This is a genomic window from Streptomyces sp. NPDC002776 (assembly GCF_053592195.1).
On sequence record NZ_JBSFVG010000012.1, the window covers coordinates 1 to 23,234 of the forward strand.

Annotated in this window: 24 protein-coding genes and 3 pseudogenes; 19 read left to right on the forward strand and 8 right to left on the reverse strand. The window is 69.3% G+C overall.

The genetic code is table 11. The annotated features are described in order from the left end of the window. The first annotated feature begins 732 nt into the window (after positions 1-732). The 5 genes from ACWD11_RS23460 (at position 733) to ACWD11_RS23480 (ending at position 4,506) form a co-directional block, all read left to right on the forward strand. The gene (locus ACWD11_RS23460; RefSeq protein WP_451285253.1) at positions 733-1,446 is read left to right on the forward strand and encodes a hypothetical protein; all 714 of its coding nucleotides are present in this window, start codon (positions 733-735) and stop codon (positions 1,444-1,446) included. Between the two features lies 1 nt (position 1,447). Then, complete coding sequence (locus tag ACWD11_RS23465) at positions 1,448-1,846, forward strand: phage holin family protein (protein WP_451285255.1); 399 nt, start codon at positions 1,448-1,450, stop codon at positions 1,844-1,846. Beyond that, positions 1,822-2,502 (forward strand): DUF3618 domain-containing protein, encoded by a 681-nt coding sequence (locus ACWD11_RS23470; protein ID WP_451285257.1) that lies wholly within the window; start codon positions 1,822-1,824, stop codon positions 2,500-2,502. Before ACWD11_RS23465 ends, ACWD11_RS23470 begins: the two co-directional genes overlap by 25 nt. Positions 2,503-2,780: 278 nt before the next feature. Next, a complete protein-coding gene (locus tag ACWD11_RS23475) occupies positions 2,781-3,602 on the forward strand; it encodes a lipase family protein (RefSeq protein ID WP_389420454.1) in 822 nt (273 codons plus the stop codon). A gap of 79 nt (positions 3,603-3,681) precedes the next feature. Then, positions 3,682-4,506 (forward strand): ADP-ribosylglycohydrolase family protein, encoded by an 825-nt coding sequence (locus ACWD11_RS23480; protein WP_451285523.1) that lies wholly within the window; start codon positions 3,682-3,684, stop codon positions 4,504-4,506. A gap of 390 nt (positions 4,507-4,896) precedes the next feature. On the opposite strand, the gene ACWD11_RS23485 is transcribed toward ACWD11_RS23480, so the two are convergent. Next, on the reverse strand, positions 4,897-5,229 hold the full coding sequence (locus ACWD11_RS23485) for a hypothetical protein (RefSeq protein WP_389420453.1): 333 nt from the start codon (positions 5,227-5,229) through the stop codon (positions 4,897-4,899). 143 nt (positions 5,230-5,372) lie between these two features. Then, entirely contained in the window at positions 5,373-5,969 is a 597-nt protein-coding gene (locus ACWD11_RS23490) for a TetR/AcrR family transcriptional regulator (RefSeq protein WP_451285259.1), read from the reverse strand. A gap of 151 nt (positions 5,970-6,120) precedes the next feature. Here ACWD11_RS23490 and ACWD11_RS23495 point away from each other — a divergent pair, with 151 nt between their 5' ends. Continuing rightward, entirely contained in the window at positions 6,121-7,095 is a 975-nt protein-coding gene (locus tag ACWD11_RS23495) for an alpha/beta hydrolase family protein (protein ID WP_451285261.1), read from the forward strand. Between the two features lie 224 nt (positions 7,096-7,319). Here ACWD11_RS23495 and ACWD11_RS23500 read toward each other — a convergent pair whose 3' ends face one another. Continuing rightward, a complete protein-coding gene (locus tag ACWD11_RS23500) occupies positions 7,320-8,849 on the reverse strand; it encodes a HalD/BesD family halogenase (protein ID WP_451285263.1) in 1,530 nt (509 codons plus the stop codon). Between the two features lie 52 nt (positions 8,850-8,901). On the opposite strand from ACWD11_RS23500, the pseudogene ACWD11_RS23505 reads away from it, so the two are divergent. After that, a pseudogene (locus ACWD11_RS23505) lies at positions 8,902-9,413 on the forward strand (PadR family transcriptional regulator). 235 nt (positions 9,414-9,648) lie between these two features. On the opposite strand, the gene ACWD11_RS23510 reads toward ACWD11_RS23505, so the two are convergent. Together ACWD11_RS23510 and ACWD11_RS23515 are read right to left on the reverse strand one after the other, a co-directional pair. Next, positions 9,649-9,816: a DUF4240 domain-containing protein gene (locus tag ACWD11_RS23510; RefSeq protein ID WP_389420447.1), complete on the reverse strand. Its 168-nt coding sequence runs from the start codon at positions 9,814-9,816 to the stop codon at positions 9,649-9,651. Next, positions 9,779-9,934, reverse strand: coding sequence for a DUF4240 domain-containing protein (locus ACWD11_RS23515; RefSeq protein WP_389420477.1), 156 nt, complete (start codon positions 9,932-9,934; stop codon positions 9,779-9,781). Before ACWD11_RS23515 ends, ACWD11_RS23510 begins: the two co-directional genes overlap by 38 nt. A gap of 276 nt (positions 9,935-10,210) precedes the next feature. On the opposite strand from ACWD11_RS23515, the gene ACWD11_RS23520 reads away from it, so the two are divergent. The 5 genes and pseudogenes from ACWD11_RS23520 (at position 10,211) to ACWD11_RS23540 (ending at position 13,979) form a co-directional block, all read left to right on the forward strand. Continuing rightward, positions 10,211-11,191, forward strand: a complete 981-nt coding sequence (locus ACWD11_RS23520; RefSeq protein WP_451285265.1) for a GNAT family N-acetyltransferase — start codon at positions 10,211-10,213, stop codon at positions 11,189-11,191. Positions 11,192-11,378: 187 nt separating this feature from the next. Then, positions 11,379-11,768, forward strand: a complete 390-nt coding sequence (locus tag ACWD11_RS23525; protein ID WP_451285267.1) for a VOC family protein — start codon at positions 11,379-11,381, stop codon at positions 11,766-11,768. 111 nt (positions 11,769-11,879) lie between these two features. Continuing rightward, on the forward strand, positions 11,880-12,278 hold the full coding sequence (locus tag ACWD11_RS23530; protein WP_389420444.1) for a hypothetical protein: 399 nt from the start codon (positions 11,880-11,882) through the stop codon (positions 12,276-12,278). Between the two features lie 271 nt (positions 12,279-12,549). Then, positions 12,550-12,963, forward strand: coding sequence for a transposase (locus ACWD11_RS23535; RefSeq protein WP_451285269.1), 414 nt, complete (start codon positions 12,550-12,552; stop codon positions 12,961-12,963). A 279-nt stretch (positions 12,964-13,242) separates the two neighbouring features. Beyond that, positions 13,243-13,979 (forward strand): annotated as a pseudogene (locus ACWD11_RS23540) (hypothetical protein). 27 nt (positions 13,980-14,006) lie between these two features. Here the strand turns inward: ACWD11_RS23540 and ACWD11_RS23545 are convergent. Then, entirely contained in the window at positions 14,007-14,936 is a 930-nt protein-coding gene (locus ACWD11_RS23545) for an AraC family transcriptional regulator (RefSeq protein ID WP_451285271.1), read from the reverse strand. Between the two features lie 110 nt (positions 14,937-15,046). Between ACWD11_RS23545 and ACWD11_RS23550 the strand changes: the two genes are divergently transcribed. The 7 genes and pseudogenes from ACWD11_RS23550 to ACWD11_RS23580 all read left to right on the forward strand — a co-directional run bounded on the left by ACWD11_RS23550 (position 15,047) and on the right by ACWD11_RS23580 (position 19,973). Continuing rightward, positions 15,047-15,727: an NAD(P)H oxidoreductase gene (locus ACWD11_RS23550; RefSeq protein ID WP_389420439.1), complete on the forward strand. Its 681-nt coding sequence runs from the start codon at positions 15,047-15,049 to the stop codon at positions 15,725-15,727. A 286-nt stretch (positions 15,728-16,013) separates the two neighbouring features. After that, positions 16,014-16,424: a hypothetical protein gene (locus tag ACWD11_RS23555; RefSeq protein WP_389420438.1), complete on the forward strand. Its 411-nt coding sequence runs from the start codon at positions 16,014-16,016 to the stop codon at positions 16,422-16,424. A gap of 511 nt (positions 16,425-16,935) precedes the next feature. After that, a complete protein-coding gene (locus ACWD11_RS23560) occupies positions 16,936-17,367 on the forward strand; it encodes a phage holin family protein (RefSeq protein ID WP_389420475.1) in 432 nt (143 codons plus the stop codon). After that, positions 17,364-17,843 carry a DUF3618 domain-containing protein gene (locus ACWD11_RS23565; protein WP_389420437.1) on the forward strand — a complete coding sequence of 160 codons (480 nt, stop codon included), beginning with the start codon at positions 17,364-17,366 and terminating at the stop codon, positions 17,841-17,843. The genes ACWD11_RS23560 and ACWD11_RS23565 overlap by 4 nt, the downstream gene beginning before the upstream one ends. 240 nt (positions 17,844-18,083) lie before the next feature. Beyond that, positions 18,084-18,353 carry a hypothetical protein gene (locus tag ACWD11_RS23570; RefSeq protein WP_451285274.1) on the forward strand — a complete coding sequence of 90 codons (270 nt, stop codon included), beginning with the start codon at positions 18,084-18,086 and terminating at the stop codon, positions 18,351-18,353. Positions 18,354-18,509: 156 nt separating this feature from the next. Beyond that, positions 18,510-18,622, forward strand: a pseudogene (locus ACWD11_RS23575) (IS5/IS1182 family transposase); the annotation flags it as partial. A gap of 488 nt (positions 18,623-19,110) precedes the next feature. After that, positions 19,111-19,973 (forward strand): IS5 family transposase gene (locus ACWD11_RS23580; RefSeq protein ID WP_451285525.1). Its coding sequence is split into 2 segments (ribosomal slippage): positions 19,111-19,467 and positions 19,470-19,973, totalling 861 coding nucleotides; the frame shifts between segments, so codons are not numbered across the junction. 162 nt (positions 19,974-20,135) lie between these two features. Here ACWD11_RS23580 and ACWD11_RS23585 read toward each other — a convergent pair. Then, a complete protein-coding gene (locus ACWD11_RS23585; RefSeq protein ID WP_451285276.1) occupies positions 20,136-22,451 on the reverse strand; it encodes an FtsX-like permease family protein in 2,316 nt (771 codons plus the stop codon). After that, positions 22,448-23,155: an ABC transporter ATP-binding protein gene (locus tag ACWD11_RS23590; protein ID WP_451285278.1), complete on the reverse strand. Its 708-nt coding sequence runs from the start codon at positions 23,153-23,155 to the stop codon at positions 22,448-22,450. Before ACWD11_RS23590 ends, ACWD11_RS23585 begins: the two co-directional genes overlap by 4 nt. Positions 23,156-23,234 lie beyond the last annotated feature (79 nt).

The window sequence follows — 23,234 nt, forward strand, 5'->3', positions numbered from 1 at the left end:
CGCCTCGTCACCGGCAACCGACGTTCGCACCGCCACGCGTAACCCGCTGAAGGCATAACGCCTCCAACCACACTGAACGGCTCCCTTCCCTGCTCGCAGGACGGGAGCCGTCAGCGTGTGCGGACGAGCCCACCGGTGACACACCCGCCGGTCGCCGTCGCCGGGGCCGTACCTCTGGGCGATGGCCGGCATCATCACGAGCCCCGCCTCGAAGGCGTACCGCCAGCCAGGTCGGCGAAGCCGGCCCGGGGCTGCCGCGGTGACTCTGACGGCACCGGCGTTGTTTTTCGAACTCTTCGCACTCGTCGACGACCTCACTCTCCTGATCACCTTCGGCTTGCCGAGCATCGCCGCGCCCGCTGGGGACCCTCGTTGGAGCGTGGGCTGTGGCCACCGGCATCGCCGAACTCTGGTCGGCCGGGCAAATCGCGCCACGAAGCGGTTTGCTCCCGGCGCCACCGTCTCCCCGGCGGCATCACGGCACCCTGACGGGTCCGGTGCTGAATGGCCGCGCACGGCTCATGAGTTGAGCTCTCACTCAGCCAGGCACTTTGATGTCGTTTCGCATGCCGCAGCCCGGATACTCGCAAAAGGCGCCAATCGTACATAAGCACACGAGCGTGGTAGGGCCCCGCCTCGAGCCGAGAAACGACGACCAAGTGGGGCAACGATCCTCCGGCACGGTCTTTCATCGAAGCCTGGAGACTGTCCACGCCCGGGGAAGGTAAGGCCATGACTACTGAGTCCGCCGACAACAGGGCCGGGCGTGTACAGGCGGCCGGACAGACCGCGAAGGAACAGGCATCGGCCACCGCCGGCCAGGCGGGCAAAGCCGCCGGAGAGGTGGCGGGCACCGCGCTGGACCAGGCCAAGACGGTAGCCGGGGAGGCGCGTCGGCATGCCGGAAGCGCCGTGGGCGACGTTCGAGGCCGGGTGACCGAGGAGGTGGAGGGGCAGACGCGGCGTGCGGCCGGGACGGTGCGCCAGTGGGCAGATGATCTGGCGGAGCTGGCAGGCAACGCGTCCGACGACTCCCCCGCCCGCAGCCTCGTGTCCCAGGTCGCCGATGGCGGCCATCGGGCGGCGGACTACCTCGACGACCACGGTGTCCAAGGCATGGCCGAAGACCTGAAGGGGTTCGCGCGACGGCGACCAGGGGCGTTCTTGGCGTCGGCGGCGCTGGCCGGACTCGCGGTCGGCAGGATGGCCAAGGTCGGCAGCAAGGCGCAGTCCGGACAAGGGGCGCAGCAGGAGCAGACCCCGGACTGGCGTGATCGTTCGGAAGGGGTGCCCGAGGGGACCGTACGGCCGGATCCGCAGTTCTACCCCCAGGGTGCCGTACAGCCGGAACCGGGACCTTACCCGCAGGGGGCCGTACAGCCGGAGCCGCGGCCTTACCCCCAGAGTGCCGGACAGCCGGAGCCGCGGCCTTACCCGGAGGTGTGAGATGGCACCGGAGCCGCGCGAGCAGGACTCCTCGGTCGGAGAGCTGCTGTCGGGGATGGCATCGGACATCCAGACACTCCTCCGGCAGGAGGTGGAGCTGGCCAAAGCCGAGATTCGCGAGGAGGCCGGCAAGGCGGGCAAAGCCGCCGGAATGTACGGCGGAGCGGGGTTCGGCGGCTACATGGTCGCGCTGTTCGCCTCGCTCGCGGCGATGTTCGCGCTGGCCAATGTGATGGACACCGGGTGGGCGGCTCTGATCGTCACCGCGGTGTGGGCGGCTATCGCGGCGATTCTGTTCGTGATGGGCCGCTCCAGGATGCGGGAGGTGTCCCCGAAGCCGGAACAGACCGTGGCGACGCTGAAGGAGGACGCGCAATGGGCACGTCACCCGACCAAGTGAGAACCGAGATCGAGGCGACCCGCGAGCGCCTGTCGAAGAAGGCCGACCGGCTGGCCGACCGCACCAGTCCCGGGCGGATCGTGCGCCGCCGCACCGATCGAGTCCGGGGCGCGGTCTCGGGCGTGCGCGAGCGCGTCATGGGCACCGCTTTCTCGAGTACGGACAGCGCCAAGGGCCGTACGCAGCAGGCCGCGGCATCCGTCCAGGACGGCGTCGGCCAGGCCGCGGACACGATGCGGCAGACGGCCGGCCAGGTCGGCGAGGCGGTCAGCAACGCGCCGGAGCAGGCGGTGAGGCAGACACAGGGCAATCCGCTCGCGGCCGGACTGATCGCCTTCGGCGCCGGGCTGCTGGCCGCCTCGCTGCTGCCCACCTCGCAGGCCGAGGAGCAAGCAGCCTCCCAGCTCTCCGAGAAGGCCGGTGAGGCGATCGAGCCCGTGAAGCAGGCGGCGATGGAGTCCGCGCAGCGCGTGAAGGAGGACGCCACCGAGACGGCCAGGCAGGCCGCCCAGGAGGTCAAGGACAGCGCTGCGGAAGCGGCTCGCGCCACCAAGGAAGAGGCAAGCGGCCAGGCCGGGCAGGTCACAGAGCAGGCCCGGCAGTCCGGCCAGCAGGTAGCCGACGAGGCCCGGCAGCAGCCCCCCGGCGCCATGTGAACCGTCAGTGCCGTTGCACCCCTGCGTTCCTCCTGGGGTGCAACGGCACCGGTGCCCCATCTGGCACCACGAGCACCACCAGCCCCACCCCCACGCTCAAACAGGCACAGCCGCCAGCACTCTGCCGCCCAGGTCTGGACGCGGTTGCGTACGCGTTCGGGTGAGAGTCCGGGCGCGGGTCGCCGGCCCCTCGGATCTCCGCCTGTATGAAGGCAGCGAAAGCGCCCGCAGCCGGACGTGAGGGCGCTCCAGGTGACCTGAGGCGAGGAGAACAGCGCATGAGCGTGCCGACGACCATCGACCACCGGGCGACCAGCTACAGCCTGGCCCATGCCTACTGGCTGGCCAAGGCATCCGATCTCGCCTACAAGGACGAAGCCACGATCGAGAAGCAGGCACGTGCATGGGGATTCGACCGGGTCCGGCACCACCAGACTCAGTTCAGCCCGCCCTTTCCTCTGCAGGACACGCAGGCGTACACCGCGGTGAGCGACAACATGATCATCACCGCGTTCCGGGGCACGGAGCCGGTACAGATCAAGGACTGGCTCTCGGACGCCACCACTCCGCCCCGCCCGGGCCCCGGCGGTACCGGGTACGTCCACCACGGCTTCGCCGAGGCCCTGGAGTCGATCTACCCCGCGGTCAAGGACACCCTCGCTGAATACCGCACCAACGGTCAGAGCGTGTGGTTCACCGGGCACAGCCTCGGCGGAGCCCTGGCCATGCTGGCGGGCGCCCGCATGTACCTCGAAGAGCCCCGCCTGGCCGCGGACGGCGTGTACACCTACGGCCAGCCCCGCACCTGCGACCGGCTCCTGGCCGCCGCGTACAACAAGGGCTTCCGCAACCGCATGTACCGCTTCGTGAACAACAACGACATCGTGCCCCAGATGCCGCCGGAGCCGGTCTTCACCCACGTCAACGCCCTGCGCTACATCGACTCACGCGGAAAGCTGCACGAGAGCATGCCTCTGCTCGGCTCGCTCACCGACCGGGCCAGGGGCCTGAGCTCCGACGTCCTGGCCCCGACCAGCGACGGCGTACGGGACCACTTCATCAACGCCTACGTCACAGCCCTGGAGAAGAACCTCGCATAAACCGGCAGCGCCCGCCTACGGGCGGGCGGGTACTGCTGCGCTCCCGCCGGGGAACGCACATGATGAAGCACGCCCTTCCCTGGGATCCGGAGACAAAAGGGGTCCCCAGGGAGCGTTCTCCGCACGGTTTCCCGCGCCTGGTGCCGGTGGCGAGATGTGCGGAGGCGGTGGCTGGGACCCCGGCGAGGCCACTGACGACACGCAGATGGCCGTTCTGGTCGCGGAGTCGCTGTTGGAACGGGGCGGACTGAATCTGCCGGATATTTTCGCCCGCTTCCAGCGGTGGGCCACATCAGAACCCAAGGACATCGGCTTGCAGACCGAGGACGTCCTGACCAACGGCATGCCGTGGGACCTTGCCGCCGCGATCCATTTCCAGGCCAACCAACGAGCAGCGGGAAACGGCGCCTTGATGCGCGCATCGACCCCCGCGGTCTACTTCGCTGCTGCCGGCCAGGAAGCCACCATGGACGCGGCCCGTCGCATCGCGGCCCTGACCCACGGGGACCCCGCGGCCTGGGACGGCACCGCGATCTTCCACGAACTCATCCGCCTCACGCTCGAGGGACACACCGACCCTCTCAACGCACTCGGCGACATCGCGGCACTTGTCCATCCCGACCACCGCGTTCGCTACGCCACCGTCCTCGCACCCGACTGGCATCCCGATCAGGCGACCGAGTTCAACGGCGCCGTCTGGCCCTGCCTGGGCTCCGCAGTCTGGGCCCTCCGCGCCACCACCACGTTCGAAGACGCGATACGCGCGGCGATCGACCTCGGCGGCGACACGGACACCGTCGCCGCGGTGACCGGAGGCCTCGCCGGGGCGTACTACGGGCTGGATGCCATCCCCGCCCACTGGACCGCGCCGCTCCATATCCCTCTCCCGGGCTTCGACGGATGAGTGCTGCGCCTGGCGGATCTGCTCCACCTTGCACACCGTCTACGGGAGGAGGGCCCTCGATGAGACACACATGGCAGCCCACGTAAACGGCGAGCTGGTGGGGTGGGAGCGGTATCGGCCCGGCGTTGGAGCGGCTTGAGCAGCGGCTCGCCCGGCGCGGGGCCAGTGGGGCCGAGGCAGCGTGCTGGTTGCCGGCACGCCTCTTGGTCTTCGACGTAAGCGGGGCGGCGCCGCTATGCGTAACGGAGGTAGCTGTCGCCCCCGATGGGGGTGGCCGGCGGCGACCCGGCGTGGTCGCATCGCATCCGCACGGACATCGACGTCCAGGAGTAGCCGCCGTTCGGCGACGGCGACGTCCGCCCCCGTGCGGGTGGGCGCTGAGCGTTCAGGTCACGAGGCCGAAGAGGTGCGGCACATTGCCGATTGGTCGGCCAGGACGAGCAGGCCAACGCCATCGGGAGGCTCCGCGACGGTGTGTCCCAGCTGGAGAAGCAAGCCCGATACCGCGGCCTGGACGATCGCCTGCATGCTGCCGCAGGAGGCTCCGGGCTGATCTTTCGCCAGTGCGGTGAAGCCGTCTGAAGCCGTCCATTTCACCAGTACGCCGACCGGGACCTCTGTCACCGAAAGCCCGGGGCGGCCGCCTTTCGCGTCCCCCGCGACCAGGTGGAACCCTGCCTGGAGCAAGGCATGCCTGACCTGCGCGTACAGGTCGGTGGGCATAGAGGTCACAGGTTTCGTGTGCCCAGTTCCTGCGTGATCAAGCCAGCTGACTTGAAGATTAGCGTCAGGACCTTCTTGACCATGTGGTCCGGGGACTTTGCGAAAGGCGTCGGCGGGTCGTCCGCGATGAAATGCGTCGGCATTCAGGACGCGTGCGGTTGCCGAAGCCCTTGGAGGAGGAGGGCGATCAGGCGCCGGGGGTCGTAGCGGGGGTCGTGGTCGTGCCCGATGCACAGGTTGCCGATGCCGCGCAGCAACTCGTACGGCTGGATGCCGGGCTTGATGTCCCCGGCCTCGACCGCCGCGTCGAGCAGTTCGGCGCAGACGGGCAGCAGGCGGTCAAGGAAGTAGTCGTGCAGCGCGGCGAAGCGGTCCTGCTCGGAGTGGAGGGCGTCGGCGAGTCCGTGCTTGGTGACGAGGAAGGCGACGAAGAGGTCGATCCACTCGCGTAGTGCGTCCAGGGGGTGGTCGGCGGCGGCCAGCAGGTTCGGGCCGGCCTTCGCGCAGGCCTCGATCTGGTGGCGGTAGACCGCGGTGATGAGGTCCGCGCGGGTCGGGAAGTGGCGGTAAATGGTGGCCATGCCGACGCCCGCCCGGGCGGCGATCTGACGGATCGGCGCGTCGACGCCGGAGGCGGCGAACACCTCGGCCGCGGCAGCGAGCACCGCGTCGCGGTTGCGCTGGGCGTCGGCCCGCTTGGCTTGGGACGGCGGCTTGTCTGCGGCACTGCCGGTGGTCACCGAGTGCGCTCCTTCCCCACGATTGACAAAGCGGAGCAGCGCTCCGAATACTAAGTGGAGCAGCGCTCCGCTTCAGCTTAGCGGAAGCGGATGCCCCTGTCCGTCATGCCTGCCGCCGCTTACAGCAGAGGCGGCGGACAGTCGGCGCCACATGAAAGGGAACCCCCTCGTGAGCACATCCACCGCCGCCCGCGCCGACACCCTCGGCGCGCCCGCCCCGGTCCTGTCCTACAGCCCCGTCACCTTCCCGGTGCCTGGGCGTCCCGTAGACCTCCAGGTGCGCGTCTCCGCCCCTGCCACCGGGACTGGCCTGCCCGTCATCCTCCTCTCCCATGGTCACGGCCCCTCCCACCACTTCTCCTCGCTCAATGGCTACGCGCCCCTCGCCAACCTCTGGGCCGCCCAAGGATTCGCCGTCATCCAGCCCACCCACCTCACCTCCCGCACCCTGAGCCACCTCATCGCCGACGAACCCAACTGGTGGCGCTCGCGGGCCCAGGACATGAGCCACATCCTCGACCGGCTCGACCTGATCGAACGCAGCGTGCCGCAGCTCGCCGGCCGGATCGACCCCGCCAAGGTCGCCGTCGCCGGGCACTCCCTCGGCGGCTTCACCGCCGCCCTCCTGCTGGGCGCCGGCCTCACCGACCCCGAGACCGACGACCTGGTGCACCTGCGCGAGCCCCGGATCAAGGCCGGCGTCCTGCTCGCCGCGCCCGGCAGGGGCGGTGATGCCTACAACGGGCCCATGGCTCAGCACTGGCCCGTCATCGGTGCCGTCGACTTCTCCACCATGACCGCGCCCACCCTCGTCGTCGCCGGCGACAAGGACGACCCCCGGCACTTCACCGACATCGGCCCCACCTGGCACACCGACCCCTACACACTCTCCCCCAGCCCCAAAACCCTCCTCACGGTGTACGACGCCGAACACGGACTCGGCGGCATCGCCGGATACGACGCCGCCGAGACCACCGACGAAAACCCCGCCCGTGTCGCCGCCCTCGCCCACCTCACCGCCGCCTACCTCCACGCCCAGTTCCACCCCGGCGCCTCTGCCTGGCACACCGCCTGCCAGACACTGACCACCGGCCCCCACCCCATCGGACGCGTCACAACCAAATAAGCCCCCCGCCCCCACCTGGCGGCCGCACCCATCGGGTACACCGGCCCCCTCAGCACACCGGCGGATGGCCGAGACGGCTGGCCGCCCTGGTACTGGATGCCGGGTTGCGTGCGGAAAGCCCCGGTCCGGCAGCGAGCGTTATGCCGGCCTGACTGCAGTTCGGAACACATGCCGGCCGTCCCGCCCGTGTCCCCGTGGCGTGCCGAGGTGGTGTGCGAGGGCCGTCATATGTACAGCTCACGTGCCGACTGCGTGCTGCGCGGCGCGGCTGAGCGGGTGGTGTACGCCAAATTGAGGACCGTGCGGCGTACACCGGGCCGGGTGAGGGAGGTGACGCGGTGCGCGGTGGTGTCGCTACGCAGGAGGTAGGCGTCGCCCGCACGGTGATGGGCCGAGCATGCTCGGTCGGTGTCCAGATCGGCCAGTGAGCCGGCCCGGGAGACGTACTGCAGCAGACCGCCGTGGGCCGGCGAGTGCGGGGCTTCGAGGAAAATCACCAGGGCGTAGGGGTAGTCGTCGGTGTGGGCGCCATGGGTGTCGCCCTGTCGGTGGAGGACGTTGAGCACGTGCCGTTCCAGCGGATCGGGCACGGTAAGGGGCGGCTCGCCGGCAACCGCGCCCACGAGACCGAGCAGACGCTGGTCGCCGTAGAGCTCACGTACAAGTGATGATTCCCGGGCGATGACGTGGCCGCCGAGGGTGGTCATGTGCCGGGGGGAGTCGTCCATGCACGACATCGTGAAGTCCCGGCGTCGGGCGATTGCCACCAGCCGCTGGGTCTCCGCCCGCAGCTCGTCCAGGCCGTCCGAGGTGAGCAGTCCGGGTAGCGGGGCGTAGCCGTCGGCGTAGAACCGCAGGCGGGCGGCAGCCGTCTCCTCGGCGGTGCGTGCGGTGAAGGGCACGGGCAACGCCTTCCAGTCGGGTGGGCAGGGCACCACGCCCCATGCGTCCCCGGACGGCGCGCGCCTCAGTCCCCCACGGCATGGAAGTGTCCGAAAGTCGGTACGAGCCAGCACCCCGGTGACCAGCCACCTGTACACCCTGCGCCCCGGTGGCTTCCGGTGCCGCCTCAGCCGACGCTCGCCCCGCCCCCCGCCCGCCGGGGCGGCTACGGTCAATCGGTCCGTGATCTCCTCGGCACTCAGCACGAGTGCGAAGCCTTTGCGCAGGACGGCGAGTTCGGGTTCCTGGCGCGACTCGTCGTCGGTGGCCGTGGTGTCGGATCCGAAGACGACCTTGTAGCCGCGTTCGTACGCCTGGCGGGCCGTGGTGCCGCAGCAGTAGTTGGTGAGGGTGCCCGTGACGATAACGATGTCGCGGCCGAGGTTGCGCAGCATGGTGTCCAGCGGGGTGTCGTAGAACGCGCCGTAGGAGGGCTTGCGGATGACGACCTCATCGGGGCGGCGGCCCATGGGAGCCCACACCTCCGCGGGTCCCGGGCGGCGCCAGGCGGTGTCGGCATGCGGGAGGAAACGCAGGGCGTGCGGCCGGTCCAGCCCGAGATGGGTGTCGTCGAAGAGGGTCCAGATCACCGGGATCGAGGCAGCCCGGCAGTCCTCGATCAGTTGCCGCAGCCGCGGCGCCATCCGGGTGGCCGCGGGCACCCAGTACGGGCTCCACCCGGGGCGGACGAATTCGTCCTGCATGTCGATGACCAGCAGCGCCGTGCGCTCGGGCGTCATGTCGAACGATGCCCGGCCGTTCTCGTACGCCTCCCGCGCCCGCCGGACCACCCAATCCTCGGTATACGCCACTGCCCCCTATCTCGATTCGAGGTACCTCGTTTCGATGTGCGAGAGTAGCAGGATGCTGGAACTGGCGATCCTGGGATTTCTTGCCGAAGGCCCCTGCACGGCTACCAACTGCGCCGCCGGATTGCGCACCTGTCCGGCCATGCCCGCCCGGTCAGCGACGGCAGCCTCTACCCGGCCATCAACCGCCTGGTCACCGCCGGGCTGCTCGACCGCCGAGCCGAGCCGGGCGTCTCCGCCGCCCAGCGGCACACCCTGAGCCTGACCAGTGCCGGCCGCACCGAACTGCTGCGTCGGCTGCGGGAAGCCGACGGCCTCGACATCAGCGACAGCACCCGCTACTTCACCATCCTGGCCTTTCTCTCCCAGCTCCCCGACCCCGCAGACCAGCACGCCGTCCTACGTCGGCGGCTCGACTTCCTGGAGCAGCCCGCGAGCTTCTTCCACGACGGCGACCGCCCCCTGCGCGCCGAGGACACCGACGACCCCTACCGTCGCGGCATGCTCACCCTCGCCCGCACCACCAACCACGCCGAACGGGCATGGCTGCGCGACCTCCTCGCCTGACACCCCCAGCCCGACTGGGCAATGAAGACGAGGGGCAGCGCCTGCCGCGCATCACCCGCGGGAACACCGCATCGGTGATCAGCCCGCCACGGGACAGACGGCCCTGATGCGAGCTGCGGCCTACTCCCTGTAGAGAACTGCCAAGCGGGGCAGGCGGTGAGCGATTCCGCCGTGGTGGCCGAAATCGAAGTTCCACGTGGGATCCAGCTCCGGGTACCGGATGGTGAAGGCGTCGTCAGGGACGTGTTTCCCGGTGGCCCACGATGTGAGCGTTCCAGACGATGCTCAGTGCCTCCTCGCACTCGAGATAGTGTCCGTCGGCCGCCGACGCTCGAACCATGGGCAGTTCCGCCAGCGCATCGGGGTCAGCGACGATGCGTTCGAAGGTCTCGCGTCCCTGCACGATCAGCCAGCCACGCCAGCTCCGAAGTGGCGCGGCGGGCGACCTCCTCGCCGTCGTCCGGATTGGACGTCTGATCGCGGGCCGCCTCGATGAGCTGCCAGAACTGCTGCCTGTTCATGGCGGCAGAGCATGCCACCTGGGTCTGACATCGGGCCGGTTGCGCGAACAACCTCGTACTTCGGTGGCCGGCCCGGTGGCGCCCTTGTCTCGGCACCCCAGTGGCTTCGCGATGACGGGCGCCGGGGCGTACGGGACGAGCCAGCAGATCCTGGAGGCGACGAAGAACCGCTCCAGCGCCTCGGTGGGCTCCACCGTAATGGGAGCGGACCCTTCGCCTCGCCTGCGGCGCCGAGCCGTGGTGCGATGAAAGTGGGGGCCGGGGAAGGAGCGAGCGATGATCCCACCGGCAGGGCAGCACAAGAGCAGCACCGGCCCTGTGTCCATCCGCCCGCTGGAAGAGGCGGACCTGGACCGGGCCGACGAAATCTTCAGGATCGCCTTCGGGACGTTCCTCGGAGCTCCCGAACCGGAAACCTTTTTCGGGAGTGCCGACTACGTCCGCACCCGCTGGACGGCCGATCCACACGCCGCCTTCGCCGCAACCGTGGACGGCGAAGTCGTCGCGTCCAACTTCGCCGCCAACTGGGGCAGCGTCGGCTTCTTCGGCCCGCTGACCGTCCACCCGGACCGGTGGGACCAGGGCATCGGCAGACACCTCATGGAACCGGTCATGGACTGCTTCGCCACCTGGGAGAACCGGCACCTGGGCCTGTTCACCTTCTCCCACAGCCCCAAACACCTGGAGCTCTACCGCCGCTACGGCTTCTGGCCCCGATTCCTCACAGCCATCATGAAAAAGCAGGTCACAGGCCCTGCCGCGGCCCCCGGCCGCATGCTGTACGGCGAGCTTCCCCCCGCCGAGCAGCCCGACGCCCTCGGCCTCTGCCGCACACTCACCGGGAGCGTGTTCGACGGCCTGAGCGTGGAACGCGAGATCATCGCCACCCACGCGCAGGGACTCGGTGACACCATCCTCCTCCAGGGAGCCGACTCCGACCTCGACGGCCTGGCCGTCTGCCACTGCGGAGGCGGAACAGAGGCCGGAGACGACGTCTGCTTCGTCAAATTCGGCGCCGTACGCCCCGGCCCGCAGGCAGCCGACCGGTTCGAACGCCTGCTCACCGCCTGCGAGCAGCTCGCCGCCGAACGCAACCTGAGCCAACTGGACGCCGGAGTGAACCTGGCCCGCCAGGACGCCTACCAGCGCATGGTCAACCGCGGGTTCCGCACCTGGCTGCAGGGCGTGGCCATGCACCGACCCAACGAATCCGGTTACAGCCACCCCGACGCCTACGTCATCGACGACTGGCGCTGACAGCCCACCGCAACTGGGCCCGCGAGGACGGCCCAGTGCACACCTCGTCGGCGCCGAAGGCCATACCCCTCTCCCTGCCCCCTGCCGACGTGCCGTTGCCTCCGGCTCTTCTTCAGTTCCTGGGCCGCCCACCACGCAGCCGCTCTCGCCTGTGAGCGGTTGCGGGCCCGCTTGAGGAGATCGAGTCATGGCGGAGTCACCTATGCAGATCAATGCCCTCATCGTCGATGCCCAAGATCCCGAGCGGCTCGCTGCGTTCTGGTCCGAACTGCTGGGCAGGCCGGTCGTGGCCCGCATGGGCCCCTACGTCTGGCTCCAGCGCGAAGGCGGCCTGGCGCTGGGCTTCCAGCACACCGCCGAACCAAAACTGGGCAAGAACCGGATGCACTTCGACATCAGCTCCCCCGATCCCGCCGCCGAACAACAGCGCATCGAGAGGCTCGACGGGCGCAGGCTCGAGCAGTACGCCGAGGGCGGGTTCCTGGTGATGGCGGACCCCGAGGGCAATGAGTTCTGCATCATCCCCGAAGGGCCCTTCGAACTCGACGACGAGGGACGCGCCGACTACCTGGGCTGATGGCCAGCCTGCCGAGCAGGCTTGACGGGGGTCGCGGCGGCATCGCGGTACCTGGCCCTGGACGCGGCGCGACGGTCAGCGGGAAGCGCTCGGGCCAGCGACACCGGCCCAGTGGCCGTTGTTCCGGCCGGCGACATGCTGATCGTGCTGAGCGAAGGCGGCCCGGCGACGACCGCCTACGGCGTCCGCGGACTGGCTGCCGCGGCGGTCGCCGTGACCGCGGCACTGCTGCTGCGCGAGCGGCCGACAGCGACGCTGCTGCTGGCCGGACAGCGACAGGCACTCGGGCTGGCCATTGCGGCCATGGACGGCGGGCTGCGACTTCCCCTCGTCAAGTGCCCGAGTGACGTCCGTCCCGGCGTGGTCCGGACCGGTCTCGTGAGGGCGCAGTCTGCTGTGGTCCGCCGGTTTCCATGCAGCCGTTCGATGGCGTGGCCGGGACCCCGGTCCGCTGCCGAGCGGCAACCAGCCGCCGGGCGTCGGCGGCTTGTGGCGGGCAGGTGCCGGTGATTGGCGTGGCGCACTTGGCGCCGTGCCGGGCTGGTCAGGGGCAGATGATGTAGGGGCCGCGAAGGCCGCTCTGGGCGGTGGCCCGGTGGGCGTCGGCGGCTTGGTCCAGGGAGACGACCGCGTGGACGCGGGCCGGGAGTTCGCCTGCGGCGGTGCGGGCGAGGAGGTCGGCCAGGCGAGTACAGAAATGCGATTCACCCCCGGCCCAATGGCCGGGGCACTCTCGCAAGATCAGAAGTAGCCGCCGTCGTCCGCACGCTCGTCCTCGGGGGTGCGTCGGATACGCCACACGCCGAATGCGGCTCCAAGGGCCCCGGGCTGGCTCACCCGCCATCCCACGGCGCTGAGCGAGGAGGACCGCGCCGCATTGAAGGACGTCCTGGCCCGCTGCCCCGAACTCGACACTGCCGCCGGGCATGTCCGCGACTTCGGCGAGATACTCACCAGCCGCCTCGGCGCCACGCTTCCCGCCTGGATCGACGCCGTCGATGCCAGCCAACTGCCCGGCCTCACCGGCTTCGCACTTCACCTGCTTCGAGACCTCGACGCTGTGACAGCCGGGCTCAGCCTGCACTGGAGTTCCGGTGGCACCGAAGGCGCCGAGAACCGCATCAAGAAGATCAAAAGGCAGCTCTACGGGCGAGCCGGATTCGAACTACTCCGCAAGATGATCCTGCTTCAGTGACCCTCCGCGACCGCTCCCCAAGATCTGTGCCAGAACCCCGTTCTCAAGAACAAAGCCATAGGCCGCGCCATCCCGCATGTGCAGCGCGTCGCCGACTTCCCGGCGCCACCTCAATGCACTGCATCACGGCCCTGCATCACGGCCTGGTCGGCGGATAGAGTCGAGTGATGCGTTGATCTTCCGGGCGGCAGCCGCGTGCAGCCGCGGACGGTGCAGGGTGCCTCGTAACGGGGCGCTCCAGCAGGCATACCCGTCGATACCTCACCGGAGATCCACCCCATGGCTGCTCAGCAACCCCTCACCTACGACACCTTCGTCGAACTCGCTACGGCTGATCCCGCCGTCGTCGGCCTCGTCCTCAAAGGGTCCCAAGCCCACGACGGCATGGTCACCCCGTACTCCGACCACGACCTGTACGTGGTGGTCGCCGACCACGCCCGCACCCAACTCACCCGGTTCGCGGGTCACCGTAGCGCCGACCTCGACCTCGTCATCGTCACTCTCACCGAGTTCCGCGGGCCCGGGACGCCCGGTTGGGAACGCTACGCTCTCGCCCGTGCCCGAATCGTGCTCGACCGGCTTGACGGAGACATCGCCCGGATCCTCGCCGGCAAGGCCCGCCTGAGTGCCGGTGAAGCATTCCAGGACGCAAGTGGCTGGCTCGATGCCTATGCCAACGCCCTCTACCGCTCCGTCAAGAACCACCGCGACGGGCAGACTCTCGCTGCTCGACTTGACGCCGCCGACAGCATCCAGTTCCTGCTCGAACTGCTCTTCGCGCTCGATCGACGCCCCCGCCCTACAACAAGTACCTGGAGTGGGAACTCGCCCACCATCCGCTTCCGGGCTGGGACACCCACGTACTGCTACGAGACGTGGACCGCATCTCGGCCACGGGTGACGTAACCCAGCAACGACACGTCTTCGCCCTTGTCGAGACGGCGACCCGAGAAGCCGGACACGGTGCCGTGCTGGACGCGTGGGGCGATGACCTTGGTCTCATGCGACCGCTGTGAGAAGTGCGCTCGTCGCCGGGCCGGAGTTCAGGCCGCCGCGGCGCGGAGCATGCTGGGGCTCAAACCTTTGTGGCGTTTGAACGCGGCGCTGAAGCCGAAGGCGTCGGCGTAACCGACGGATCTTGCGATCTGGGCGACGCTGAGGTCGGTGTCGGTGAGGAGCGTCTCGGCCTCGTCCATGCGGCATTCCGTGACGTAGGCGAGGGGCGAGCGGTCCATCAGCTTGGTGAAGCGCTTGGCGAACAGCGCCCGGGAAACGCCGGCCCGAGCGGCCAGTGACGCAACGGTCCAGGCCTCGGCGGGCTGGTCGTGGAAGGCCCGCAGCGCGGGGCCAAGGACGGGGTCGGCCAAGCCCCGGTACCAGCTGGGCGCTTCGGCGCCGGCCTGGTCGAACCAGCTGCGCAAGGTGCACACCAGGGCCCAGTCGAGGAGCCGGTCCATCAGCGCCTGCGAACCGGCCGAGAGTTGGGCGGCGTCGGCGGCGGCCGTCTCCAACCAGGCACAGACCTCCACGTCCTCCTTCATCACCAGGACGGGCGGCAGAGCACGCAGGAGCCGCTCGTGGCGGTGGCCCGAGGCGCGGTAGGCACCCACGATCATCGCCGTCGCCTCCTCCGAGTCATTGCCCCACCGGATACCGCCGAGCTGCTGGTCGGTGCACTCCGCGTCCGTGGTGAAGCAGGCGATCTCGTACGCGGCATGAGAGCCGTGGACCGAGGTGGGACGGTCCGCGAGATGGAACGGTGCGGGGCCGCACACGATGGCTGTATCCCCCGCACCAACCGCCCGCTCGGTGCCGTCGGGCAGCAGCAGGGTGCCCCCGCCGCGCAACACGCTGATCATGGTGAGCGGGGCCTCGTCGGCGAAGCGGATGGTCCAGGGCGCCGTCAGTACGGCGTGGGTGACGACCGAGCCCTCGGCCCGGATGCCACTGAGCAGCGAACTCAAAGGATCCACACGGCACATCGTAGACGCTCTCCTATGTTCTGGAGCGTTTCTCCCATGGATCATCTACGGCACCGCGGCTGTACTGGAGACATCGAATCGACCGAGACCCGGGAGACACCGTGACGCAGCACGCCGGCCATGCCAGGACAGCCCTCGTGGTCGTGGCACACCACCGCTCCGATTCCCTGACCGCGCACACGGCCCGTCGTGCCGCCGCCCGGCTGGAGGCCGCCGGATACCGCATCGACCTGCTCGACCTGCACGCCGAGGGATTCGATCCACGGATGAACACCTCCGACCAGCCGGACTGGGGTGACAGGGAAAAGGCGTACTCGGACGAAGTGCACGCCCATATGCAGCGCATCCTTGACGCCGATGTCATCGTGGCCGTGTTCCCCGTGTACTGGCAGAGCGTGCCGGCCATCCTCAAGGGCTGGATCGACCGCGTATGGAACTACGGGTTCGCCTACGGCCGCAGCAAGCCCCGCCTGGCCGGCAAGCGCATGCTGTGGCTCGGCCTCGCCGGCGCCTCCGCCGACGACCCGATCGTGGAAGGAATGCAAACCGTCCTCGAGACGAACCTGAGCGAAGGAATCGCCTACTACTGCGGCTTCTCCCATTCCACCGTCGGTCTGCTCACCGACGCCGAGGAGCGCCCGCAGCACATCGACGCCGAAGGGAACATCCTGATCGGCGAAGCGGTCGCGGGTGCTGAACGTGAGGCGCAGTACGCCGATTTCGACCGACGTGCAGGGGAGTTCGTGGAAAAGTTCGCCGCCGCGGAATCCCTGGCGGCCTGACCGCCAGACGGACGAACGAGATCGCCGGGAAGCCGCCCCGACTCCGCTCACACCGAGCGGACTCGGGGCGGTCCCTTGCCTTCTCGGCACAGCATTCCGGCATGCTGCGAAGCACAGCTGAACTGGGCACTCGCCACCCTGATGCCCCGCCGCCCCATCAACAAGAGCCCTCACGCCGACACGTGATCGACGACGCCACGGGTCAAACCCCTTTCACTGCGGCGGAGTTCATGCGCATGCCACTGCTTGGGCAGGGCATCCGGCCTCACATGGAAAGGAGGCTTGGATGAGCCCGGAGCTGAAGAGTTCACTGGCGCGCGGTAGTACGGATGATCCGTCCGACTGGGCGTGGATCGCCGCGATCCTGGCGATCTACCTGCTGATCGGGTACGGGCTGGAGTACCGGTCGAAGAAGCGCAGGGGTGCCGCACGCCCCGCCAAGGCTGCGGCGGAGGGTCTGTTCTCCGAACGCGAAGGGATCGATCCGGGCCAGTACTTCCTCAGCCGCATGGTGATGCTGGGCGGCGGGCTGGCGGCGGGACTCGCCGGCTTGCTCACCCGGAACACACCGACGGTGGTGCAATACCTCACCATGGGCACGGTGGCGCTGCTCGGGATCTTCGCGTGGGCGTATTTCGACCACCGCACCGAGCCGCGCAACGAGACGGAGGCCCAGAAGCCGGACTTGCATGCATGAACGGTCGCCAGCGGCGGCCGAGGAGCGCCCCGCCGCGGCATGTAGGTCTCGCTGCCAGCCGCGTACGCGCAGAGCGTCGGCCCGCCCGGATCCGTCTCGGGCAGGCCAACTCGTGTGTGCCCGCCGGCCCCAACCAACGGGCACACACGTCAAGCCGCACGGGCCGCCGCCGCGACGCACCCAGGCCGCACCTGCCCCTCACAACCAGCCAGACGCACGCGTGTCTAACCCGTAACCGCCGACCGATGCCGAACAAGGCCCTGGCACTGGGTGGTGTTGCCCCAGCCGCCGCGCCGCGTTCTGCCCGGCCACAAGGGGGTCGGCACCGGGCAGAGGCACGATCCCGCTCCTCACGTCTCCTCCGTACGACCGGTATCGCGACGTAGGTGACAAACCGCCGGCACGTGGCCGCCCTGAACTGCCGTGTTCGGGGTACCCGCGGGTTCACCGAGCGGGCGTGCCGCAGCGCCCGACGGGCCGAGAAGCAATCGTGCGACGGGAGGTGATCGCCATGTCGAGTATCCAGCCGCCCAGCGGATCCGGTCAGCAGGCGACGACAGGTTCGGAGCCGGTGGGAGAACTGGTGCAGCGCGCATCGCAGCAGCTGACCGAGCTGGTGCGCGGCGAACTGCGCCTGGCACAGGCGGAGATGAAGGAGAAGGGCAAACGGTACGGCAAGGGCGGTGGTCTCTTCGGTGGCGCCGGCCTCGTCGGATTCCTGATGCTCCAGGCGCTGGTGGCCACCGCGATCGCCGCGCTGGCGGTACCGCTGCCGGTGTGGGCCGCTGCCCTCATCGTCACCGTCGTTCTCGGTGCGATCGCCGCGGTGATGGCGCTGACCGGGAAGAAGCAGGTCAGCCAGGCCGCGCCCCCCATGCCCGAACAGACGCTTCAGAACGTGAAGGCCGACGTGGCCGAGATCAAGGAGAGTGCCAAGCGATGACCCAGCCGCCTCACGACGAACCCACCGCCGCCGGCCCGGACGAGCTGCGCGAGCAGGTCGAGAAGACCCGCCAGGAACTCGGCCGGACCGTGGAGGCGCTCGCGGCCAAGACCGACGTCAAGGCCCGCGCCCAGGAGAAGGCCGCCGAGGCCAAGGAGCAGGCTGCCGCCAAGGCCGGGGAGCTGAAGGAGCAGGCGGCGCTCAAGGCCGGGGAGCTGAAAGCGAAGGCCGCCGAGGCCGCGTCCCGGGTGCAGGACAAGCTGCCCGAGCCGGTCAAGGACAAGGCTGTCCAGGCCGCCGGGCAGGCCCGTGCGAAGGCAGCCCAGGCCGGTCAGCTGATACAGGAGAAGACACCTGAGCCGGTGCGGGCCCAGGCAGTCCAGGGGTCCCAGATCGCGCGGGACAACCGCAGCCTGGTGCTGGCAGCCGCGGGCGCCGGTGTCGTGCTGTGGCTGCTGTGCCGCCGTAAGGGATGAGGTTGTAAAGGCTTCGACAACCGGCGCGGTCAGCGGCTCACTCACGGGTGCGCTGTTCAAACAGGCAGGCAGGGCGCACTCTTCGCCGGGGTCAAATCGGCCGTCGAACGCGCCGGTGCCGCTAACACCCGCCATGTCACCGGGACTTGACCCGGCCGAGATACACCACCACCGGGGACCGGTCGATAGCAGCCGACCGGTCCCCCACCCCGGTCCGACACCATACGAAAGATCACCGTCATGTCCGATCAGCACGCGGCTACCGCGGTGACGGCCGCCGCCGTCATCGCCCTGATCCTGATCACCCGGGCCGCGTTCCTGCACGGTGGGCGCCGACGCACCACCTACGCGCCCCGCCCGGGACGCCGTGGGCCCCGACACCCCAGCGAGGCTGCATCGCCAGTCATCACCCCGCCGAAGGGTGCTGCCGAGGCCGCCGTACGCGACGCCGAACAGCACATCCAACGCTGCTGGCAGCGCCTGCAAGCGCACACCGATCCGCCCCAGTGACCAGTTGCCTGGCAGTACCGCACCGGCTCGCCCTGGAGGGACCTGCCGGACGAGCTTGGCTTGTTCCAGACAGCATCCCGCGCGATCCGGGACCACATCCGGCGGGGCAGGACCCGTGCGGTCATCCCTCAGCCCTCCGACCACGTCGGCCACCACTGCATCAGTCGGCTCAAGCAGTGGCGAGGTCTGGCCATGCGCACGGACAAACTCGCCCTCGCTCACAGGCAGCGCTCCACCTCGCCGCCATCCTCATCCGGCCACGAAGATGATCGAAGAAGCAGCACTCAGGACGGGACAGGCGGGCACTCGAGGACCTCGATCGAGTTCCCTGGCATCAAAGCGATATGAGCGTGGTCGCTGAAGAGCCGCGCCGCGTCTTCGTGGTCTCGGCCACCACGATCGCGTATCCGGTCTTCGCACCAGTGAAGTCCTCGACCACTGGGCCGTCACCAACTTCTTGCGAAAGAGTGGCGCCCCGGATCGATCAGGGCGTGCTCGTTCTTCTGAGCCCACACCGCCCACGCGTTCATGAACTCACTCTGCTGCCGCTCGGTGAGTTTCGCCTTGTCAGCGTCGCCGGCCGCGCCGTTCAGGACAGCGAGAACTTACCCATTGGCTGGAGAAGGTTTGCACTGGCCGACCTGGCGCCGACGACGCCAACACCAGGCCCGCATCTGCCACTACAAACGACGAGGCCACAGCCCATAAGCACTAGGGTCCGTCTTCAAAGATCATCTGGTTGGTGGATCATGGTGTCGTGGTACGTCGTCATGAACTCACTGACCTGGAGTGGGAGTTACTCGCTCCGCTGATTCCCCGGGCCGCCACGGGGCGGCCTCGCGTGGAGGACCGCCAGGTCATCAACGGGATGGTCTACAAGATCCGCACCGGGATCTCCTGGCGTGACCTGCCGGAACGCGACGGGCCGTGGAAGACCGTGTACACCCGCTTCCGCCGCTACGCCCTCGCCGGAGTGTTCACACGGGCCCTGCAACAGATCCAAGCCCGTGCCGACGCGGCCGGAGACATCGACTGGCTGGTGCAGATCGACTCCACCATCGTCCGCGCTCACCAGCATGCCGCCGCTACCGGCCGGAAAGGGGGCAGCACCGGCAGGACGAACCGGACGATCACGCCCTGGGCCGATCCCGAGGCGGACTGACCACCAAAGTCCACCTCGCCTGCGACGGCAAAGGACGCCCGCTCGCGATCCTGGTGACGCCCGGCCAGCGCCACGACAGTGTCTGCGCACGCCCTCTGCTGGAACGGATCCGTGTTCCCCGCACCGGCCCGGGCCGGCCGCGCTGCAGGCCCGACCAGGTCATCGCAGACAAGGCCTACGGCTCCCGAGGCTTCCGCGCCTACCTGCGAAAACGCGGCATTGCGCACACCATCCCCGAAAAGACCGACCAGCGACGGCACCGGCTCAGGCGTGGTGGCCACGGCGGCCGGCCGCCAGGATTCGACCGGGAGACCTACCAGCGGCGCAACATGATCGAGCGCTGCTTCAACCGGCTCAAGGGCTTCCGCGGGATCGCCACGAGATACGAAAAGACCGCCACTTCCTACGAAGCGGCGGTCACCCTCGCATCGTTCCTGATCTGGGCAAGATCCGTTTGAAGACGGACCCGAGTACTGCAACGGCGAGCACCGTTGCAGTACTAACTAGCTCAGGTCCCTTTCCGCGCTCAGTGCATTGCGCGCGAGTGACGAGCCCGCCGCGCCCGCGACGACCGGACCGGTGCCGTCAGGCGAGGCGCGTTCAGGGTCACCTGCGGTGCCTCACTCGTTGTGCAGGACCTGCGCGATCGTCAGCCGTGCCGCGCGTCGTGCCGGAATGAAGGCCCCGAGGAGCGCTGTCGCCAGGCCGGCCAGTGCCAGGGCGGCGAGGGCCGGGAGCTGCCAGACGTCCATCATGTAGGAGGGCAGGTCGATGTCCACGGCGTCCGCCATCCGCGGGACGACCGAGTGGTGACCGGCCATACCCAGAGGGATGCCGACGAGCGAACCGATCGCGCCGAGCACCGCCATCGACGTCATCGTCATGACGATGACCTGACGTGGAGTCATGCCGATGGACTTGAGCATGCCCAAGTCGCGTCGCCGGTCCTGGGTGTTGAGAACCACCGTGTTGAAGACGCCGAGGGCGGCGACCACGGTGAGCATCAGGGTGAGCGCCGTCGCGGAGCCGACGATGGTCTGGGTGACGGTGTTGGGGCCCGCCGGGGCGGGGCTGATGCCGGGGTCCGCGGCTCTGGCGGCGCGCGCGTATGCGGCCGGGTCGGCGCCCTCGCGGAGCTTGACGTGGTAGGCGATGGGCTCTTCCTGCGGGGCGAGCCTGGTCAGAGTGGACCAATTGGTGGCGAGCAGTTGGGCGTTGCTGTCCATGATCGCGCCCACGACCGTCAGCGTCTGCCGACGCTCGCCCTTCTCCAGCCGGACGCGGTCGCCGACGCGCAGGTCGTGGTGGCGCAGGAAGGCCGACGAGGCCACGACCTCGCCGGTGTGGCGCATCCAGCGGCCGTCGGTGAGGACGCCGCCCAGCCGGATCTCGTCGCCACGGCGGCCCTCGAACCACACTTCCTGGTCGGTGCCGGTCATGCGCACTTCGGCGTTCGCGCGCGCTGTGACCTCGATCGCGGCGGGCAGGGAACGCAGCAGTGCATGGAGTTCGAGGTCGGAGTGATCCGGCGTGATCTCCTTGCCATTCTTGTGATTGCTCGCGTAGACCGTGACCTGGTAGGCGTCCCGGCCCGCGTCGCCGAACCTGGTCATCGTCGTGGCCAGGCCGGTGGCGAACGTCACGGTCGTCACTCCCAGGACCACGGCGGCCAGGGTGAGCGCGCTGCGTCCCGGCCTCGCGAACGGCAGCCCCACGCCGAGGCTCACCGATCGAGGCAGCAACCCACTGCCCGCCAAGCGGCGTTGGATGCCCAGCGCCCGCCCGGCGCTCGGGGCGCCGCCCGCGCTGATCGCGCGTGCCGCGGAGAGCCGGTGGGCGCGCAGCCCCGGGGCGAGCGCGGCCAGGAGACAGACGACCGGCATGCCGAGCAGGGCGAGCGCGTTCACCCAAGGCGCGATGCCGACATCGCCGTGGAACACCCCCGCCTCGGGCCCCGTGAACACGAAGTCGAAGAACAGTCCCGCCACCAGGTTGCCGATCACGGTGCCGAGCGCGCAGCCGAGGATCGCGGGGACGCAGATCATCGTGAGATAGACGGCGAGCACCTGGCCCGGCGTGAATCCGAGTGCCTTGAGAACGCCTATGTGCCGGAAGCCGGAGATGACGGCGCCGCTGACCACGTTGGCGACGATGAGCACCGACACAAGGATGCCGAGCAGCCCGAAGGCCAGCAGGTAAGGTGCGTAGGCGCGGGCCGAACCGCCGATTTGGGCCTTGAGGGCGAGATGTGACCGGGATCCGGTCAGCGCGTCCTTCGGCAGGCTGTCGGTCACGGTGGCCAACTGGGCCCGCAGACGGTTGTCCGATGAGGCGTCCTCGAAGCGGAAGAGCATCTGGGTGGCCGAAGGGCGCAGGGCCGTCATCTGGGCGGGCGCGACCCAGGCGTCCGCCGTACCACTGAGGTCGAAGCCGAACCCGACGATGGTGAGGTCCGGGCCCGACGGAACCTCGATCCGCTTGCCCAGGTCGTCGTCGGTCCAGTCCGACTGCCGGTTGACGACGACCTCGCCCCGCCCGGTGGCCCAGCGCCCGGCCCAGAGGTCCACTTGGCCGACCGGGCCGCCGGGGTCGGGACGGCCCACGATCGTGAGGTTGCTGCCCAGGCCCAAGTTCATTGCGTCGCGCGGCAGTTCCACCGTCGCCTGCCGGAACGGCCCGGCGGCGGCCTCCACATCCGGCTGCCGTGCTGCCCGCGCCAGCCGTGCGTCCGAGACCGCAGCGGGGTCGAACACGGCGACGACATGGGGCCCGCGTTGCTTGGCGAACGCCTTGTCGAACGGTGCGGAGGCGGCGTCGACCAGGCCGAGCGCGAGCACCATCGCAACGGTGGAGACCAAGGTGACCAGGCCGATGACCAGGGTCTGGAGCCTGCGCCGTCGTACGGCCGCACGCGCGGTCCGCCACACCGCCCTCATGCGGCCGGCTCCAGGGTGTGCTCGCCGGCCACCCGGCCGTCCGCGAGCAGGACGAGCCGACTCGCGCAACGTCGCGCGAGACGTTCGTCGTGCGTCACGAGGATCAGCGTCTGGCCGATCTGGTTGAGGTCGAGCAGCAGGTCCATGACCTGTTCGCCGGCACGGCTGTCCAGAGCGCCGGTCGGTTCGTCGGCCAGCAGCAGTGCGGGCCGGTTCATCAACGCCCGGGCCACGGCCACGCGTTGCCGCTCGCCGCCGCTGAGCACCGCCGGGTAGGCGCGGGCCCGGTCGGCGATCTCCAGCTCCTCGAACAACTCCAGTGCGCGGCGGCGCGCCTGACGGGCGGGGGTGCCGGTCAACTGGGCGGCGAGGGCGACGTTGTCGAGCGCCGACAGGTCGTCGATGAGGTTGAAGAACTGGAAGATCATGCCGATATGGCGGCGCCGGTACAGGGCGAGGCCCTTCTCGCTCAGTTCCCCCACATCCTCGCCGCGTACGACGACCGTCCCGGCCGTCGGCCGGTCCAGGCCGGCGATCATGTTGAGCAGGGTGGACTTGCCGCAGCCCGAAGGCCCCATCACGGCGACCGCCTCCCCTGCCTTTATCTCCAGGGACACCCCGTCCAGAGCGGTCGTCTCCCCGTACTCCTTGCGCACACCGTCGAGTCGTACGACGGCCTCTGCCCTGCTGTCCTCGTTGACCATGAACAGGACGCTACGTCGGCGCGGCAACACGAACATCCGCCCCCGGATGGCACATTGGGTGTCTCCTCATCCCGCAGAT